Source organism: Qipengyuania sp. S6317L1, assembly GCF_023015615.1.
Lineage (GTDB): Bacteria > Pseudomonadota > Alphaproteobacteria > Sphingomonadales > Sphingomonadaceae > Erythrobacter.
The window spans coordinates 208,204-226,470 of sequence record NZ_JALKAJ010000001.1; the positions used below are offsets into that span (position 1 = coordinate 208,204).

General features: G+C 58.6%; 12 protein-coding genes. 9 read left to right on the forward strand and 3 right to left on the reverse strand.

Annotation, left to right across the window (positions count from 1 at the left end):
- Nucleotides 1-234 precede the first annotated feature (234 nt).
- Both MWU38_RS01075 and MWU38_RS01080 read right to left on the reverse strand, forming a co-directional pair.
- Nucleotides 235-1,398: an acyl-CoA dehydrogenase family protein gene (locus tag MWU38_RS01075; protein WP_247269980.1), complete on the reverse strand. Its 1,164-nt coding sequence runs from the start codon at nucleotides 1,396-1,398 to the stop codon at nucleotides 235-237.
- A 66-nt stretch (nucleotides 1,399-1,464) separates the two neighbouring features.
- Nucleotides 1,465-2,226 carry a crotonase/enoyl-CoA hydratase family protein gene (locus MWU38_RS01080; protein ID WP_247269981.1) on the reverse strand — a complete coding sequence of 254 codons (762 nt, stop codon included), beginning with the start codon at nucleotides 2,224-2,226 and terminating at the stop codon, nucleotides 1,465-1,467.
- 151 nt (nucleotides 2,227-2,377) lie between these two features.
- Here MWU38_RS01080 and MWU38_RS01085 point away from each other — a divergent pair, with 151 nt between their 5' ends.
- From MWU38_RS01085 to MWU38_RS01105, 5 genes are all read left to right on the forward strand, one after another.
- Complete coding sequence (locus MWU38_RS01085; RefSeq protein ID WP_247269982.1) at nucleotides 2,378-3,646, forward strand: acetyl-CoA C-acetyltransferase; 1,269 nt, start codon at nucleotides 2,378-2,380, stop codon at nucleotides 3,644-3,646.
- 99 nt (nucleotides 3,647-3,745) lie between these two features.
- Nucleotides 3,746-4,936, forward strand: coding sequence for a hypothetical protein (locus MWU38_RS01090; protein WP_247269983.1), 1,191 nt, complete (start codon nucleotides 3,746-3,748; stop codon nucleotides 4,934-4,936).
- A gap of 55 nt (nucleotides 4,937-4,991) precedes the next feature.
- Nucleotides 4,992-6,515, forward strand: coding sequence for an acetyl-CoA acetyltransferase (locus tag MWU38_RS01095; RefSeq protein WP_247269984.1), 1,524 nt, complete (start codon nucleotides 4,992-4,994; stop codon nucleotides 6,513-6,515).
- Between the two features lie 174 nt (nucleotides 6,516-6,689).
- Nucleotides 6,690-7,823, forward strand: coding sequence for a 4-hydroxyphenylpyruvate dioxygenase (hppD, locus tag MWU38_RS01100; RefSeq protein ID WP_247269985.1), 1,134 nt, complete (start codon nucleotides 6,690-6,692; stop codon nucleotides 7,821-7,823).
- Nucleotides 7,820-8,380: a VOC family protein gene (locus MWU38_RS01105; RefSeq protein WP_247269986.1), complete on the forward strand. Its 561-nt coding sequence runs from the start codon at nucleotides 7,820-7,822 to the stop codon at nucleotides 8,378-8,380. The genes hppD and MWU38_RS01105 overlap by 4 nt, the downstream gene beginning before the upstream one ends.
- A gap of 79 nt (nucleotides 8,381-8,459) precedes the next feature.
- Here the strand turns inward: MWU38_RS01105 and MWU38_RS01110 are convergent, their stop codons facing one another.
- Nucleotides 8,460-11,720, reverse strand: coding sequence for a TonB-dependent receptor (locus MWU38_RS01110; protein ID WP_247269987.1), 3,261 nt, complete (start codon nucleotides 11,718-11,720; stop codon nucleotides 8,460-8,462).
- A gap of 278 nt (nucleotides 11,721-11,998) precedes the next feature.
- Here MWU38_RS01110 and MWU38_RS01115 point away from each other — a divergent pair, with 278 nt between their 5' ends.
- The 4 genes from MWU38_RS01115 to MWU38_RS01130 all read left to right on the forward strand — a co-directional run bounded on the left by MWU38_RS01115 (nucleotide 11,999) and on the right by MWU38_RS01130 (nucleotide 18,265).
- Nucleotides 11,999-14,632: a M14 family metallopeptidase gene (locus MWU38_RS01115; protein ID WP_247269988.1), complete on the forward strand. Its 2,634-nt coding sequence runs from the start codon at nucleotides 11,999-12,001 to the stop codon at nucleotides 14,630-14,632.
- A gap of 121 nt (nucleotides 14,633-14,753) precedes the next feature.
- Nucleotides 14,754-15,956, forward strand: coding sequence for a hypothetical protein (locus MWU38_RS01120; protein ID WP_247269989.1), 1,203 nt, complete (start codon nucleotides 14,754-14,756; stop codon nucleotides 15,954-15,956).
- Entirely contained in the window at nucleotides 15,953-16,945 is a 993-nt protein-coding gene (locus MWU38_RS01125) for a KpsF/GutQ family sugar-phosphate isomerase (RefSeq protein ID WP_247269990.1), read from the forward strand. Before MWU38_RS01120 ends, MWU38_RS01125 begins: the two co-directional genes overlap by 4 nt.
- A gap of 3 nt (nucleotides 16,946-16,948) precedes the next feature.
- Complete coding sequence (locus tag MWU38_RS01130; RefSeq protein ID WP_247269991.1) at nucleotides 16,949-18,265, forward strand: hypothetical protein; 1,317 nt, start codon at nucleotides 16,949-16,951, stop codon at nucleotides 18,263-18,265.
- Nucleotides 18,266-18,267 lie beyond the last annotated feature (2 nt).

Below are 18,267 nucleotides of genomic sequence, written 5' to 3' on the forward strand. Positions count from 1 at the left end.
CACAAGCAAACAAGGAAAGGCCGCTCGGGCAACCGGGCGGCCTTTTTTGTTTGTGGCGGTTTGTTTGTGTTCGCCCATCCGGGCGAACTCCTCGCTAGATGTCCTCCGCTACGCTGCGGACCCGCTGCGGGCGGCCGCTTGGCCTTGCGACGCCCGTGGGCTCGTTCCGGTGCAAAGAAAATGGCGCCACGGTTCCCCGCAGCGCCATTGATCTGTTCACGAATGTGCGAGGTCTTACATCGACCGCGCAATCAGCATTTTCATCACTTCGTTCGAACCGCCAAAGATCCGCGTGATGCGGCTGTCGCGGTACATTTTGGCGATGGGGTATTCATTGATGTAACCAGCGCCGCCGTGCAGTTGCAGGCATTTGTCGACCGTCTCGCCTTGCAACTCGGTGCACCAGTATTTCGCCATCGAAGCGGTCGCCACGTCAAGCTCGCCTTTGAGCAGCTTGGCGATGCAATCGTTGACGAAAACCCGCGCCGCCGTGCCGCGCGCCTTGAGGTCGGCGAGCACGAATTGCGTGTTCTGGAAATCCCAGATGGTTTGCCCGAACGCCTTGCGGCTTTTTACATAGTCGATTGTTGTGTCGAGCGCTTTCTCGATGCCGGTGCACGCGCCCATGGCGATCACGAGGCGTTCTTGAGGAAGCTCGCCCATCAGCTGGTAAAAGCCTTTGCCCTCAACCCCGCCAAGCACGTTTTCAGCTGGCACAAACACATTGTCGAAGAACAATTCGGAGGTGTCGGCAGCATCAAGCCCGATCTTGTCGAGCTTCTTGCCGCGTTCAAACCCTTCTGCGCCCTCGGTTTCGAGCAGCATCAGCGAGATGCCCTTGGCGCGTTCGTTCGGGTCGGTTTTGGCGACAACAACGATGAAGTCGGCGGTCTGACCATTCGAGATATAGGTCTTGGCCCCGTTGATGCGGTAGCCATTGCCGTCTTTCAATGCGGTGGTGGTGATCGACTGAAGGTCGGAGCCGACCCCCGGCTCGGTCATGGCAATCGCGCTGACCAGCTCGCCGGTGACGAGTTTGGGCAGATATTTCTGCTTCTGCTCCTCGGTGCCGTGGCGGACGAGGTAGGGCAGGATGATGGTGTTGTGCAGGGACGCGGCAAAGCCATCGACATCGTGCTTCGATTGCTGGTCAATGACGACCATATCGTGGCGAAAGTCGCCGCCGTGGCCGCCGTATTGTTCCGGAACCGAAACGCCAAGAAGGCCGGCCTGGCCTGCCTCGTTCCAGAACTCGCGTTCAACCTGACCATCGTCGCGCCATTTCTGGACGCGTTTTTGGGGTGCGTGTTGCTGATAAAATTTGCCCACGGCATCGGCGAAGATCGCAATCTCTTCGTCTTCCATGAATTCGGGCTGTGGCACGTCAATGACGGGCATGTCTCTCTCTCCTAAAATCCCAATTGAGTAACGAGGTGGCGCGCCTGAAAGACGCGCTCCCTTAGATCACTTACCCTTCCAGTTGGGCGCGCGTTTCTCTGCAAAAGCGGCTGCGCCCTCGCGCGCGTCCTCGGATACGAAGACCGGCGCGATGAGCTTGCCCTGGCGATCGTAACGCTCGTCCATTGGCCAGCCGCGCGATTCCTTGATGATCTGCTTCGAGACGCGCACCGCGAGCGGGCCGTTCGCTGCGATCTTGGCGGCGAGTTCCTTTGCCCCGTCAAGCGCCGAACCTTCGGTCACGGTGTTGATCAGGCCCAGCTCATAGGCGCGGGCGGCATCGATGAAGTCACCGGTCAGTGCCAGTTCCATCGCAATGCGTTCAGGGATCTGGTCGGGCAGCATCATGACGCCGCCGGCTGCTGCGACAAGGCCGCGCTTTGCCTCCGGGATGCCGAATTTGGCAGCCGAAGATGCAACCACAAGGTCGCAGGCGATCATCAATTCAAGCCCGCCGGCAAGTGCATAACCTTCGACAGCCGCAATCAGGGGTTTTGCAGGCGGGGCCTGCACCACGCCGCCAAAGCCGCGGCCTTCGACAGACGGGCTCTCGCCGCGAAGGAAACCTTTAAGGTCCATGCCCGAACAGAACGTGCCACCAGCACCCGTCAGAATGCCAACGCGAAGGTCGTCTTCTGCATCAAGGCGGTCCATCGCCGCAGCAATCGCTTCGGAGGCGGCCTTGGTCATGGCGTTTTTGGCTTCGGGACGGTTGATCGTCACGATCAGCACGCCATTGTCGACTTCGGTAAGGACTTCTTCGCTCACAGGTACTCTCTCCCTTTGCAAATCTCGTGATGCCTTGATTGGCATTTCAAATTGCAACTCAATTCTTGTGTAAGGAGTGCAGACGCTTTACGCACCCGTCAACCGCAATTTTTGCAAATAACAAAACCCAAGGGATGAGAGAGAGACGACTATGGCAGAGGCATACATCATTGACGCAGTGCGCACCCCGCGCGGCATCGGCAAACAGGGCAAGGGCGCGCTCGCCGCATCCCACCCGCAACACCTGGCCGCGACCGTTCTGAAAGCGGTTGCGACACGCAACAATCTCGACACCTCGACGGTCGACGATGTGATCTGGTCGGTGTCGACGCAAGACGGAATGCAGGCGGGCGACCTTGGCCGGATGGCCGCGCTCGATGCAGGCTATGACATCACGTCATCGGGCACCACGCTCGACCGGTTCTGCGGCGGTGGTATCACCTCGGTCAGCCTTGCCGCAGCGCAGGTGATGAGCGGCATGGAAGATTGCGTTGTCGCAGGTGGCACAGAGATGATGAGCCTCACCTCGGCCATGAGCCAGGAAAAGATGAAAGCAGGGCTCAAGCCGCCGATGATGGGCAGCTATAACGAGCGTCTTCAAGCCAAGCACCCGCAAAGCCACCAGGGCATTTGTGGCGATGCGATCGCGACAATCGAAGGCTTCACCCGCGAAGAACTGGACGAGGTAGGCGTGCGTTCACAAGAGCGCGCTGCAACCGCGATTGCCGAAGGGCGCTTTGACAAATCCGTCGTTCCGGTTCTCGATGATGAGGGCAATGTCATTCTCGACAAGGAAGAATATCCGCGCCCCGGCACGACGAAGGAATCGCTCGCAGAGCTTCAGCCTGCTTTCACCAAGATTGCCGACGTGCCGCTTGATGCAAACGGCACCACATTCCGCGGTCTTATCAACCAGAAGTATCCGGATGTTGAAATCCAGCACTTCCACCACGCGGGCAATTCATCGGGCGTTGTCGATGGCGCGGCGGCTGTCCTCATCGCGTCCAAGGAATATGCGCAAAAGCATGGCCTCAAACCGCGCGCGCGCATCGTGCAGACCGCGAACATGGGCGATGATCCCACGCTGATGTTGAATGCACCTGTGCCAGCGGCGAAGAAGGTGCTTGAGAAAGCAGGGCTTACTACCGACGATATCGACCTGTTCGAGATCAACGAAGCGTTTGCAGTTGTGGCGGCCAAATTCGTGAAAGACCTCGATCTTGACTGGGACAAGGTCAACGTCAACGGCGGCTCGATTGCTTTGGGCCACCCCATCGGCGCAACCGGCTCGATCCTCATCGGGACAATGGTCGATGAGCTTGAACGTCAGGGCAAGAAACGCGGCCTTGTCACCATGTGTGCAGCAGGCGGTATGGCCCCTGCGATCATCATCGAGCGCGTCGACGACTTCGTAGACTAGGTGTGTTCCGGGGAAGTGCTGACAGCATTTGTCACTTCCCCGGGCCGCCCCCTGCCTCTACCCCTCATGGCCAGCCAATGATCAAGGGGAAGGCTTGCCATGTTCAAAGCTACTGTCACCGCATTAGTCGCCGTGGCGACTTGTCTCGCTGCTCCGGCTGCGGCGCAAACCCAGTCGCAAATCGACCAGGCGTTGGGCAATTTCACGCGCGCGCAACAGGCGCTTGGCGCGAATGAAAGCTGCTTTGTCCTCGAAGATGACGCACGGCTCTATGCCGATATTCTCGTCAGGCAATTGCAAACCCAGTTGCAGCGGGCCATCGGCGATACTTTCGATCCCGAAGCCATCAGGGAAGACGCTCGCGAAGCGTTCGAGGGATGCGCATCGCGTACCGCGGCTCCCGAAATCTGGCAAAGCGTCGATTCCGTGCGCGATATGGGAATGATCTTCACGGTCGGCACGAGCCTCATTTCGCTCGATCCGTCCGAATGCGTTAGAGACGCTGTCTCCCCCGTCACCGCTGCGGATTTCGACGCCGTTTCTGCGCTCACTCTCGACAGCCTCGATGATAAGAAAAACGAGCAAATCCGCGCCATCGCCGCCAATGTCGTGCCGATGATCGAGGGAGAATGCGCAAAAAAACCAACTTTCAATTATCCTTCGACTATGCGACCCGCGATTGCGAAGCTGAGAGCGTTTCAGCACTTGAGGCTTCTGCAAGGCGAGGCCGCCTCATCGCAGCTTGCATCGCTCGGCATTCCGCAAGGTTCGGATAGAGATCCATGGATTGGTGCGGTGCGCTCCCGCTTCACAATTTCACGGCCTCTGGGTGAAGACTACACCGCAGTGACCGCCTGGCGGACTTACGATCAGAAGAAAGCGGTCGCTTCTGCGCATCTGCGGGTCGGCTCGACCATGAGAGGGAACGGTAAACTATACTTTACCAGAGACCGCCTGATCGCGGCGCGCATGGATGGAGACTACGATTCGATTGTATTGTCTGCGGTTGAAGGCAACCGTTTTTACACTCTGCGCCGCACCAACAAAGGCGTGAAGCCCGATTTCTTCGGCGAAAATCAGGCCGAGTTCGAGATGTTCGAAAGCGAGCGCGACAAGTTCTTCAGAGAGAATGACGAGAACACCAACTTCTACATTTCCTATCGTCCGACAACCAAAGGCTCGCTTAAACCCTTCATCAAGAATGGCTCCGAGCGCCGCGCGATGGTCAACATGGGAGATCTGGTTCGCGGATATCTTTGGGCAATGGCACCTTCCGCAATTGACCAGTGACAGGCGATCCAGAGCGGTTAAAACCCTCGCACTTGAGATAAGTGAGAGGGCTCAAATGATCGCAGACAACACACCCGTCATTATCGGGGTAGGACAGTATTCCGAACGCGTGGGCGAGCCCGGCTATGAAGCGTTGTCCTATATGGATCTGGGCGGGCGTGCGCTGGCGGCAGCGATTGCTGACAGCGGCGCTGCGCACCCGGTTGCCCCAGCGATAGACACGGTGGGCGCGATCCGGGCGTTTGAAATCTCCCGGCCCGACCGCGAACCGCCTTTTGGCGGATCGAACAATGTCCCGCGCTCGATGGCGGGCCGCGTGGGCGCGAACCCCGAGCGTGCGATCCTTTCGACCACGGGCGGCCAGTATAACCAGTATCTTGTCGGCGAATTCGCCGAGGCGATTGCTGCGGGCGAAAGCGAATGTGCGGCCATCGTCGGGGCAGAGGCGATCTCGACCGTGCTTGCGCTTGCGGCCAAGGGCGAGAAACCCGATTGGTCCGAGGAGGTTGAAGGGAGCCTCGAAGACAGGGGGTATGGCAGCGATGGATTGATGGAGCCCGCGCTGTTCGCGCATGGCGCAACCGGCGCGATCCCGCTTTACGCCATTGCCGAGAATGCGCGGCGGGCAAAGCTGGGGCTTTCGCTGGATGAGTATCGCCAAACAATCGGCGAGCTGTTCGAGCCGTTTACGAAAGTTGCGGCGAAAAACCCCCACGCGGCCGCTCCCAAAGAGCGCAGCGCCGAGGAACTGGCGAGCATCACCGAGCGCAACCGTATCGTCGCCGAGCCGTATGCCCGCATGACCGTGGCGCGCGATCAGGTGAACCAATCCGCCGCCATCCTTATCGCAAGCGCCAAAAAGGCGCGCGAATTGGGTGTTGGGCAAGACAAGTGGGTGCATATTCACGGCGTGACTTCGGCGACCGAACTGGAACTGTCCGAGCGCCCCGATCTGTCCGCAAACCCGGCGTCGATTGCGAGCGTCGAGCAGGCGCTGAAAATCGCGGGCAAGGGCATGGAGGACATGGCCTTCCTCGATTTCTATTCCTGCTTTGCCATCCCCGTCTTCAACCAGATCGACCATTTCGGTCTGAGCGTCGATGACCCGCGCGGGCTGACATTGACGGGCGGATTGCCGTTCTTTGGCGGTGCGGGGAACAATTATTCAGCCCACGCCATCGTCGAGGCGGTCGGGCGCGTGCGGGCCGACAGGGGCAAGTTTGCCCTGGTGGGTGCGAACGGTGGCTGGATGAGCAAATATGCGACCGGCATCTATTCGACCCAGCCAGCAGACTGGTCGCAGGTGCGCGTCGCCAAATTGCCCGACGCCGACAACGGTGTCCCGCGCAGCCACGAGCCGTTCGATAGCGCGAGCGTTGAAAGCTACACGATCAACGTCACCAGAAAGGGTGCAGATGCGGTGTGGATCGGGCGCAATGACACGGGCGAGCGGGTGGTTGGCAATGCGGACCTGGCTCACGAACCGACCCGCGCGGCGTTTGAGGGGGGAAGCCCCTTCGGCGCCCGGCTGAGCGTGACCCGCGATGAGCGTGGCCGCAATATCGGGCGCGTCGCCTGAACCTGTCACTCTCCCGCTCAAGGGACTGTCGTGATCTTGAACCGCTCCAACGAGCGGGCGAAGGGCGCTCACCTTTGACAAATCGTGCCTTTGTCGCTAGATAGTTTCAAACGAAACTAAATTTCGTTGATTCCTGCGCTACGGCAGTGTTTCATCAACTAAAGGTATTGGCACATGACCCTCCAAGAGCCCCTCCACCCCGGTGACTTGTTCGCAAACCCCGCTGGTCTCGACGGCTTTGAGTTCGTCGAATTCTCGGCTCCCGAGAAGGGCATGCTGGAGCCGGTGTTTGAGAGCATGGGCTTTACCCACATCGCCAACCACCGCTCGAAAGATGTAGCCTTGTGGCGTCAGGGCGGGATCAATTTGGTGGTGAATTATGAGCCAAAGTCAGCCGCCTGGTACTTCGCGCGCGAACACGGCGCAGGCGCTTGCGGAATGGCCTTCCGCGTGCGCGATGCGGCCAAGGCGTATACCCATGTGCTCGAACAAGGCGCAGAGCCGGTTGCCAATGCTCCCGGCCCCATGGAGCTCTCCATTCCGGCAATTCGCGGCATCGGGGGGTCGATCCTCTACTTCGTTGACCGCTATGCCGACGACAATGGCGAGGGTCTGTCGATCTATGACATCGACTTTGAATATCTCCCCGGCATCGACAAGCACCCCGAAGGCTGCGGCTTCAAGCTGATCGATCACCTCACCCACAACGTTTACGGCGGGCGCATGGCCTATTGGGCCGACTTCTATGAGAAGCTCTTCAACTTCCAGGAAATCCGCTATTTCGACATCAAGGGCGAATACACTGGCCTCACTTCCAAGGCGCTGACCGCGCCTGACGGAAAGATCCGCATCCCGCTCAACGAAGAGGGTGAGAACGGCAAGGGCCAGATCGAGGAGTATCTTCGCGAATACAACGGCGAAGGCATCCAGCACATCGCTCTCATCTGCGACGATATCGTGGCGGCTTGGGACAAGCTTAAAGAGCTCGACGTGCCCTTCATGACTGCGCCGCCAGAGACATATTACCAGATGCTGCCAGAACGTCTTCCCGGCCACGGTCAGGATGAAGGCGAGCTCAAATCGCGCGGCATCCTGCTTGACGGCACTACTGAAGGTGGTTCGCCCCGCCTGCTGCTCCAGATCTTCGCAGAGCCGCGCATTGGCCCGGTGTTCTTCGAGTTCATCCAGCGCGTTGGCGACTACAAGGACGGCTTTGGCGAGGGCAACTTCAAGGCGCTGTTCGAGAGCATCGAGCGCGACCAGATCGCGCGCGGTGTGCTGAACACCGAAGAGGAACCTGCCCAATGACCCATCCCGTGAAACTGGGCGGCGTTCACCACACAGCTCTGCGGTGCAAGGACGCCAAGGAAACCGTTGAGTGGTATGCCCGCGTGCTCGGCATGGAATACACGACCGCTTTTGCCGAAGATCATGTGCCTTCCACCGGCGACTATGATCCGTACATGCACGTCTTCCTAGACGCGGGGAACGGCAACATCCTCGCCTTTTTCGAACTCCCCAACCAGCCCGAGATGGGCCGCGATGCAAACACGCCCGCCTGGGTGCAGCACTTTGCATTCAAGGTGGGCTCTGAGGAAGAGCTTCTCGCCGCCAAGGCGCATATTGAGGGCGAAGGCGTCGACGTCCTTGGCCCCACGCACCACGGCATCTTCAAGTCGATCTATTTCTTCGACCCCAATGGCCACCGCGTCGAACTGGCCGCTGATATCGGCAGTGATGAGCAATACGCGGAATTGAAGCGCGTGGCACCGGTGATGCTCGAGGAATGGAGCAAGACCAAGACCGCCCCGCGCCACGCCGACTGGCTTCACGAGATCGCCCGCAAGGAACATGGCAACGCCTGAGGCGACTACCGACGGGACAAAGAAAAAGGGGCGCGAAGACCGAAATCTCCGCGCCCCTTTTTTGTGTTCCGGGTAGGGCTTAGAACGAGCCCGATACACCCACGAAGAAGAAGCGACCACGCGGACCAACCGGACGGACGAGCGAGCCAAGGAATGGCTTGCGGTCAGTGAGGTTGTTTACACCACCGTAGAGTTGGATGTCGTCGGTAACATCGTAGCTTACGTTAATGTTGTGCTCCAAAGCGCTGCCCGTCTTGAACTGTGATAGGTCAAGCAGGCCCTCGTTCTGTGTAACAGTCACGCTGTCACCCTCGATCGCAGCAACGAAGCTTGCCGAGTTTGACCGTTGCAGTGACGAATCAACGTAACGCCCGTTCCAGCCGATGCTCAGGCGGTCGAGATCCCAGTTGATGCCGAAATTGATGATCAGGTCTGGAACACCGATGACATTCAGAAGGTCGCTGTTGAGACCTTGGTCTGCGATCAACAATTGTTGCTGGAGAGGATCTTCCTCTGACTCAATCGTTTGCTGAATGATCGGATCGCTTTCTGTTGAACGCTCGAGGAAATATGTCCCCGTAGCACTCAAACGGAACGTGCCGTAGTCGCCATCACCAAATGGAGCATCGAAGGTATAACGTGCTTCGAAGTCGACCCCGCGTGCCCGCAGCGACGAGAGGTTGATGTTGCCGGACGTAAATCCGGAAATCGCACCACCATTGTTCGGATCGCGTTGGATGTTGTCACAAAACTGGTTGTCAATCGAAGGCAGATCAACACAAGCTTCAGCGATATCGGCCCCCGACAAGGTCCCGATAGCGTCGGTGATCTCGATGTCGTAATAGTCAGCAATGACAACGAGGTTGTCCAACGCGCCGCCAAGGATGCCGCGCGGTGCGAAGATACCACCAATCGTGAAGCTGTCCGACGTCTCCTCGATCAAGTTCGGGTTACCACCAGTAGTACCGGTCACGAACGCGGTCAGGAAGTCTGATGAATCGAACCCGTCTGCCACGAAGTTAAGGCAGTTCGCCTGGCGGTTTGTCGTACCGTCATTGACGTTGTCATTATCACACGGGTCCTCGTCCACGCCGATGAAGGCTGGGCCTTGCGGTGCGAACAATTCGCCAATGTTCGGTGCTCGGATGGCACGCGAATAGGTACCACGAAGCGTGAACCAGTCCACCGGCTTGTAGGTGCCGCCGAATGAATAGGTCTTTGTCGTACCGATGGTATTGTAATCGGAATAGCGGCCAGACGCCGTTACCTCGAGATACTCAATGCCGGGCAGTCCTTCGAGAAGCGGGAAGCGAAGCTCGCCGAAGCCTTCTTTGACGGAGATGCCTTGCCCATCGGTGGGCGAGATATCGATAATCGCAGCGGTGTTGCCGACAACATTGCCTTCGATGCGCTTGAAGGAATCAGGGACGAAGTTCGATGTGTCACGGCGATATTCGAAACCGGTTGCAAAACCGATTGGGCCACCTGGCAATTCAAAGAAGTTGCTCGTGTCGCCTGATACAACAGCCAAGAACTGCTGCTGCTCGATCACCGTGCGGTCCGTGAGATCAACGAATGCAAAGTCACGGCCTGCACCTTGGATCGCTTGTGAGCCGAGGATGTTGAGAGGTGCACAACGGCCATCTCCGATTTGGAAAGTCACCGGACGGGTCAGGCCATCCTCGTCAAGTGGTGGAGCACCAACGAACAGAGCTGCTGGCGAACGCTCGCCGGTAAGTTCAGCGCGGCAGACGATATCGCCCACTTGCGCAGAACTACCGTCGATCTGGATGTCCTGGCCGCCTCGAATGGCGTTGAGGTTACCGACACCTGCGTCGATATCAGCCTGTGTCAGAGCAACGGCATCGAGAGCCGTGTAATAACGGTCATTCAGACGCGAGCCGACATCGATGCTGTCGACTTCGGTGCGGCCCCAAGCGTAAGACACCTCGAATTTCACGGTATCGGTGATGTCGCCGCGGAAACCACCGGTTGCGCGGATGGTCGAACGCTCAACCGCAGAACCTGAATTGGTTTCAGAGCCAAGATTGTCACGAGCAACGAAAATCGTCGGTGTTTCATCACTCAGAGCGTCCACGATTGGAATCTGATCGATCAACGCTTGTGGCAGGAACGGGTTGTCGAGAGCGATTGGAATATCGTCCGAGAATGGAATGCCGTTAATGCTGGAAGACTCTGCATAAGCAAACTTTGCATCGGCGAAGAATGTGATCCCCTCGGTGATTTCATAGTCCACCCCAGCAGCAGCCACGACACGCGTGATCTCTGGAATGAGGGTCTGACCAAGGGCAGTCTCGCCAATAGCAATCCCGTCGCCGCCGATTGCGTTAAAGGCACCGGTGGCAAATCCTGGATTGAAAGCACGCAGTTCGCCGGTCACTGGATCAATAATCTGGAGCACGGGAATGTTGGTTCCCGGGATGTTTGGCACCGCATCCACCGATGGATCGAAGGTCCCGGGGGTCGCGGTTGCATCGAGCGTGTCTAAGAGAGCGAAGAATGGCACGTTAAACGAACCTGGCGCCAAGCCGATCGTCGAACCAGGGCTCGAAACCGGAAGGGTTCGGTTCGGGAAGAACGCATTGCGCGTGCCGGGGGCAAGGCCAAGGAACGCGTTTGCTGCATCATTCGAACCGTTGAATGACGAAAAGCCGGGCCCTGCAATATCGGGACGGTCACCGTTCGTGATCGAAGTCGAGTGCGAGTATTCGAGAGCGAAAACCGCGCTTCCTCGACCGTCAGAGAATTCGCCGCCGCCTGCGACGGATACGAAGTAATCTTCCGCATCGCCTTCATCGCTGATGCCGGTTTGAGCGCGATATTCGATGCCGTCGAAATCACGACCAGTGCGGGTTTTGAAGTTCACAACGCCGGAAACAGCGTCTGCACCATAGATTGCCGAAGCGCCGCCGGTCAGCACTTCAACGCTGCCGATCAGAGCTTGCGGGATCGAACTCACATCGACCGTCGCTGTGCCCGCGAAGCCAGGCACGTGGCGGCGGCCATCTTGAAGGACGAGTGTCCGCGCCGTGCCCAATTGGCGAAGGTTCAAAGTACTTGCACCGGTCACATCGCCGCCGTCCGCACTATCGAGAGTTGCCGGCAGAGCGCCTTGGAGCGCTGGAATATCACGCAGCGCTTCGGTGATGTCGACTTCGCCAGTGTCGCGGAATTCTTCGGCCGTGACGACCTGAACAGGGCTTGCCAAAGCAGTGGTCGCATCGGTCGCAATGCGCGAGCCGGTCACGACGATCCGGTTGTCCGTGTTTTCGTCGTCAGCATTGCCTGCAACTTCCTGAGCGGAAGCGGCGAAAGGCATCGCGCTTGCCGCTGCAAGCCACAGCGCCTAGGATGAGATTTTGAGAGGTTTCATAGCGGGTCCCTTGTTGTTGTTGGTTAAGGTGGACAATGCGCAGGCCACTTGTGTCAAGAATACGTCATGTCATAATGGCTCATTTGCGTCACATTTTGCAAAAATGTTGCGCTAAAAACACACCTTGCCTTCATATTGAACACATAATCGCTGAAAGTGGACGTGGCGCTGCTGCTTCCATCGGCTCTCTTGCGCTTGGCCCGGTTCTGGGTAAGACCGTCGGAATGATTATTCATCCGGTTCGGCGCTTTGCCGCTTTTGTCGCTTCAGCCTTCGCATTGGTTTCTTTTTCAGACGGCGCGTTTGCGCAGTCCTATGTGCAGGCTGAATTTGACCCTTCGCTCCCGACGCTGACCGAGGTGATTGGCCACCAGCCCGGAGAGCGGATCACCAGCCCTGAAGAGACGGTGCGCTATCTTGAGGCACTGGTCGCTGCCGCGCCGGACCGCGCGCGCATGATCGAATATGCAACGAGCTGGCAGGGCAGGCCGCTCCACTATGTGGTTTTGACCGCGCCTGAAAATATGGCGCGCCTCGATACAATCCGGACCGATATGGCCAATGTGGCAGCGGGGCGGCCAAGCAATGGCGATGCCCTGCCGGTAACCTGGCTTGCCTATTCGGTGCATGGCAACGAAATCGCCTCGACCGATGCAGCGATCATGATGGCCTATCATTTGCTGGCTGCGACCGATGATCCGCGAACCCGGCAAATCATGTCTGAAACGATCGTCGTGCTCGACCCGGTCCAGAACCCTGATGGCCGCGCGCGTTTCGTCAGCCATTTTCGCAATGCCTTGGGCATGACGCCTATCGGTGACAGGCAAGCAGCAGAACATGATGAAACCTGGCCCAGCGGGCGCGTCAATCACTACATGTTTGACCTCAACCGCGACTGGTTCACGCTGAGCCAGCCGGAGACGCGCGGCAAGGTCAGTGCGATGCTTGAGTGGAACCCGGTGGTGGTTGCCGACATTCACGAGATGGGCGGCGATCAGACCTATTTCTTCGCGCCAGCAGCAGATCCGGTGAACCCCAATATTACGCCTGAACAGCTTGGCCTGTACGAGCTCATCGGGCGCAACAATGCGCGCAATTTTGATGCGTTGGGTGAACCCTATTTCACCCGCGAAATTTTCGACCTGTTCTATCCCGGCTATGGCGACACCTGGAACGCGCATCAGGGTGCGATCGGGATGACTTATGAGCAAGGCTCCGCACGCGGCCTTGTCTGGGACCGGCGCGATGGAACAGTGCTTCCCTATGGAACCACGGTTCGCAATCACTTCATCGCAAGTCTTTCGACAGCGGAAGCCGTGGCGCGCAACGCCGACAGATTTCTTGGCGATTATGCAAGATACCGCCGCGCCAATGCGAACGGCGCATCAGGCAGCGGGTCTTACGTCATTGATCTGGCGAGCCGCCGTTGGAATGCCGAGCGTCTGGGTCGCAGGCTGGCTGCACAAGGTATTGAGGTCGTGCGTCAATCGGGTCCTGTAACCGTATGTGGCCGCTCCTATCCGCAAGGTTATATTGCGGTTCCACAGGCGCAGCCCGCCGGTAAGTTGGTGCGAAGTCTTCTGGACAAGGATACGCAACTCCCTCGCGAGTTTATCACCGAACAGGAAAAACGCCGCTCGATCGATCTGGATCACGAGCTTTACGATGTGACCGCATGGTCCCTGGGGGCGATGTCGGGTGTGAAGATTGATGTCTGCAACCGCGCTGTCGGGGGCGGTCTTCTGACCGGAGATGAGGTGATTGCACCTGTTGGTGATGCCACGGGTGCCTACGCTGTCGCTGTTCCATGGAGCGATAGCGGACAGGCGACATTGGTGGCCCATGCCTTGCGCGAGGGGATCGAGGCGAGTTCCACCGACGAGGCGTTCACCAAGAACGGGCGGACATTCCCGCGTGGAACGGTGCTTTTTCCTGTTGCTCGAAACACGCCTGAAAAACTGGCGCGGCTGCGCGAACTCGCGGCCGAAATAGGCGCAGAAACCGTCGCTATTGACGATAGCTGGGTCGAAGACGGCCCCAATCTGGGAAGCTCTGCGTTCCGCCGGCTGACCGTGCCCAAGATCGCAATCGCGTGGGATGAAGGCGTATCGCAGCTGAGCGCCGGAGCATTTCGCTTTGTCATCGAACAGCGTCTTGGCCTGCCGGTCGTGCCGATCCGCACCAACCGTTTTGGCCGGGCTGACCTTTCCGAATACGATGTGGTGATCGTGCCCGACGGCTCTCCGAGCGGCGCTATGGGGTCGAGCGGTATCAGTAATCTGCGCAGCTTCGTATCTGGTGGCGGCGTTCTGGTGGCGGTTGGCAATTCGGTGCGGGCCTTTGCGTCGGGTGATGATGCGCTTCTTGCGGTCGAGCGTGAGGCTGCACTGGGGCGTTCCGCGAAGGACGAAAGCGTGGAAGCCGGATCACTTACCGAAGCCGAAGTGATCGAAAGCGAAGAAGAGTACCGCAAGCTTATCGCCAATCAGGAGGCCTTGCCTGATACGCTGCCCGGCGCGCTGCTCAACACCGTTGCCGACACCGAGCATTTCCTCTCGGCCGGGTATGACGATGGCGCAGTGGTGCTTGCCAGCGGTTCGCTTGTGTTTACGCCGCTTGATCGCTCCAACGGTAGCAACGTGCTGCGGTTCGCCGCAGCGGATTCGCTGATTGAAAGCGGCTATGTCTGGGACGAAAACCGGCGTCAGATCGCCTTCAAGCCTTATATGATGGCGCAAGGAACGGGCCGTGGAATGACCATTGCCTTTGCCCATGATCCTTCGACAAGAGCGTATCTCGACGGTCTCGATCTGCTAATCGCCAATGCGGTTCTGGTCGCACCCTCGCGGGTGCGCTGAAACCTGCGGGTTTTTCCTTAGCGTTTTTCCCGAGGGATTAAGGTTAATCAATCCTCATCATCGTGACCTAGCACCCTTGTGACGCACCAAGGTCTGCAATCCAGCAGCCTTGCCACAAAGCATGCGAGGGGCGACGATGCGGGTTCTGTTCTATCTGCCGGTGATCACCCCGTGGTGGTTTGAAAACATCATTGTCCCGCTGCTGGAAAAGCTTGCGGCGGACAATGAGATTCATATTCTTGCACCGATTGTCTGGAAGGGCACGGGCGTGGGGCAATGCCAATACGATCTGTGCGCGCATATGCCGCAGATACATTGGCATATCGTAACCGATCACGACCACGTTTCAATGCGCACCAAGGCTACACAGGCCGGTGCGATCATCGACTTCGTGAAAGGCCTGGCTCCCGATTTTGTGCTGTGTCGTTCGGCTGACCTTGAAACTGTGCGGCAATTTCCCGGTATCGTGCGTCATATCACAGAGGGAGGCGCGGAACCGCTTTCGTTTCCCGTGGATGCGGTTCATTTCACGAAAGAGCCGTTTGCGCACGGGATCATCCCCGATCTCGATGATGCGCATTTCAGGCGGCTTAATTCTCTGGTGGAACCCTATTGGCAGCCTCTGGTGGATGCGTGCCCTGCCAAGGGTGCGGCGCGAAATGCCATTCGCCAATGGGCTAAGCTGCCCTTCGACCGCCCGATCCTTTTTCTTCCGCTAGAATATGAGCACGAGGAAAACTTCTTCACCATCCATCGCAAGGGCGCCTTGCCCAATGTTCGATGGGTTGAAGAACTGCTCGATGCATTGGACCCGCGCGTTTTTGTGGCGATGACCAACCACCCGCTGAACGAACTTTACGTCGACAACAGCGCAATTGAAATGCTGGCGGCGACCCATCCCGAACGGCTTTCGCTTCTGCCTGCGCAAATGCCTAGCGGGGCGCGCACCACGCCGTCCCTTATGCGGGCTGCTGACGGTGTATATCTGGGCGATTCCAAGGCATTCTCGCTCGCTGCGTTCTGCGGGACACCGATCGTGCGTCGTTCCAAATTCGAAAGCGCGAATTGGCTTGGGGCAAGCGAAAATCTGGAGGGGTTTGCCGCGGACCTCATCAAGGGATGCGCGCTGGCGCCAAGCGATGCGAGTGCACGCACATGGTTCGCTTGTCACGCAGCGAATAATCTCGTCTGGCCAAAGGATCCTGAACTGACTGGCGCAGACATTCTGGAGCGTCTTTCCAAACCATTCAACCCGGAACGCTGGGAGAGAAATCTCGGCGTTTACGCAGCAGACTGGATGCGCGGCGAGCAGGTGGCGACATGACCGCAGTGCCGGTAATCCAAGCGCCGCGAAACTCGCCCGCATCCGATACATTTTACAGAGCGATTGCGAGCGAGAAGGATGCGTTGCAGGCCTTTCTGCAAACCCCGCCGCAAGCGTCAATCGAGAAGGTTATCGCCCTCATCTCGGCGCAAAGTCAGTCCGTTATCGTCACAGGCATCGGTAAATCAGGTCATATCGCAGCCAAGATCGCGGCCACGATGTCGAGCCTTGGAACGCCAGCACATTTCATGAATGCAGCAGAAGCCGCTCACGGCGATTTAGGGGCGGTGCGACCAGGCAGCCTCGTTATCATGCTGTCGCACAGTGGAACGACGCAAGAGATCGCCCGGTTGGTTCCCATGCTGCGCGCCCGCGCCTGCATTCTGGTCGCTATAGTCGGGCGCAAGGATTCGCCGCTGGCAAGGGCTGCCGAGCACACGATCCTTGCCGAAGTGGAAGGCGAGGCGGATCACATTGGAATGGCGCCGACCTCCAGCACCACATTGCATCTTGCGATCGGTGATGCGCTGGCGGTTGCAGCAAGCGCGAGGCGCGGGTTCACGCGCGATGATTTTTTGCAACATCATCCCGCTGGTCTTCTGGGTCGGCAGATGATCCCTGTCACAAACCTCATGCGACACGGCGAGGATCTTCCGAAAGTGTCGCCCGAATTGCCCCTCGTTGACTTGCTCAGTGTCATGTCAGCGAAGCGCATGGGCGCTGCCTGCGTCGTTGATAGCGTTGATCGCCTACTTGGTCTGGTGGTTGATGGAGATGTGCGACGATACCTCCAGCGCGGCACGGATATCACCGGTGTAACAGCAGGGGAGCTGATGCAACCCTGCCCGCAAACAGTGGGACTGGACGCGACCCTTGGTGATGTCCTCGCGTTGCGATCCAAAGCACGGCGCGCGTGGCTGGTGTTGCCGGTGGTCGATGCCGAAGGCCACCTTGAAGGCATGCTCCATGCGCAAGATGTTCTGGAATAAGCGATGAAGATTGTGGCCTTCATTCCCGCCAAGGGAAACAGCGAGCGAGTGCCCGGAAAGAACCGTGCGGTTCTGGATGGCGAACACCTTTTCAAACGAAAGCTGCGTCAGGCTCTCGACTGCCCCCTCATCACCGAGGTGTGTCTGGATAGCGAGGATGCCGAAATCGCCGCGCTCGCAAGCGATCTGCCCGTGACGTGGCTGGAGCGCCCGGCTTATCTTGCAACCAATGCCACCGACGGGCACGCCATGTTTGCATGGCAGTGCAGCCAAAGACCCGGCGCCGACATCTGGGTCCAATTGCTGTGCACAGCCCCGTTCGTCACCGCCGATACAATCACCCGCGCGCTTGAGGCTCTGATTGAGAACCCCAGTGCCGACAGTCTTGTGGGCGTTGTTCGCGAGAAACACTATTGCTGGGCTCACGGGCGCCCTCAATACCTTGATGCAAAGGGCTGTGTTCCCAACAGTGGCGACCTGCCTGAAACCGTTGCGGAGGCGATGAGCCTTTACATGGTGCGACGATCAGAAAACGGCACGCCTCCGGATCAGCGCTATGGCCGCTCACCCATCATGTTTGAGCTTGATCCAACCGAACAGATCGACATCGACACTCCCTCGGATTTTGCCCTCGCAGAGACAATTGCCGCCGGACAACGCTCACGCGAGGCCGCTCGTTTCCGATCAATGACGGGCGTCCTTTCCTCCACCGTCCTCGCCGACATCGCCAAGGAACTTGGTATCCCGGCGGTCCTGCCTGCACATATCCGCCCGACCACAGGCGGCAAAGTTATGGGAAGGGCCAAGACCCTGAAATTGGGCAAAGTGAACCGCGACGCCCCGAGCGACGCATGGAAAGGAATTTACGGCGCCCTTCAATCCTATGGTTTCGTGCGGCAGGGTGATGTCATCATGGTTGCCAATGAAGTTCCTGGGCGCGCGTATTTCGGGGACCTCAACGCATCGCTCGCCGTCAGGGCGGGGGCGGTCGGCGCCGTGATCGACGGCGTCACCCGCGATACCGAGGATGTGCGACGCCTTGGACTGCCGGTTTATGCGCACGCCAGCCACTGCAACGACATCAAGTTTGAGGGCACTCTCAAAGCCATGAATACCCCGATCCGCATCGGCGAGGTCCCGATCAGCAACGACGATGTGGTGTTTGCTGATGAAGACGGCGTGGTGGTCATCCCGCAAAGCGACTGGAGCAAGGTTGAGGCTCTTGCCTGGGATGTCCTCGCAACCGAAGCCCAGATCCGCCTGAGCGCGGCGCGCGGCGATGATGTGCAGAAGATCTTATCGGCGCATGGCGCGTTTTAGGA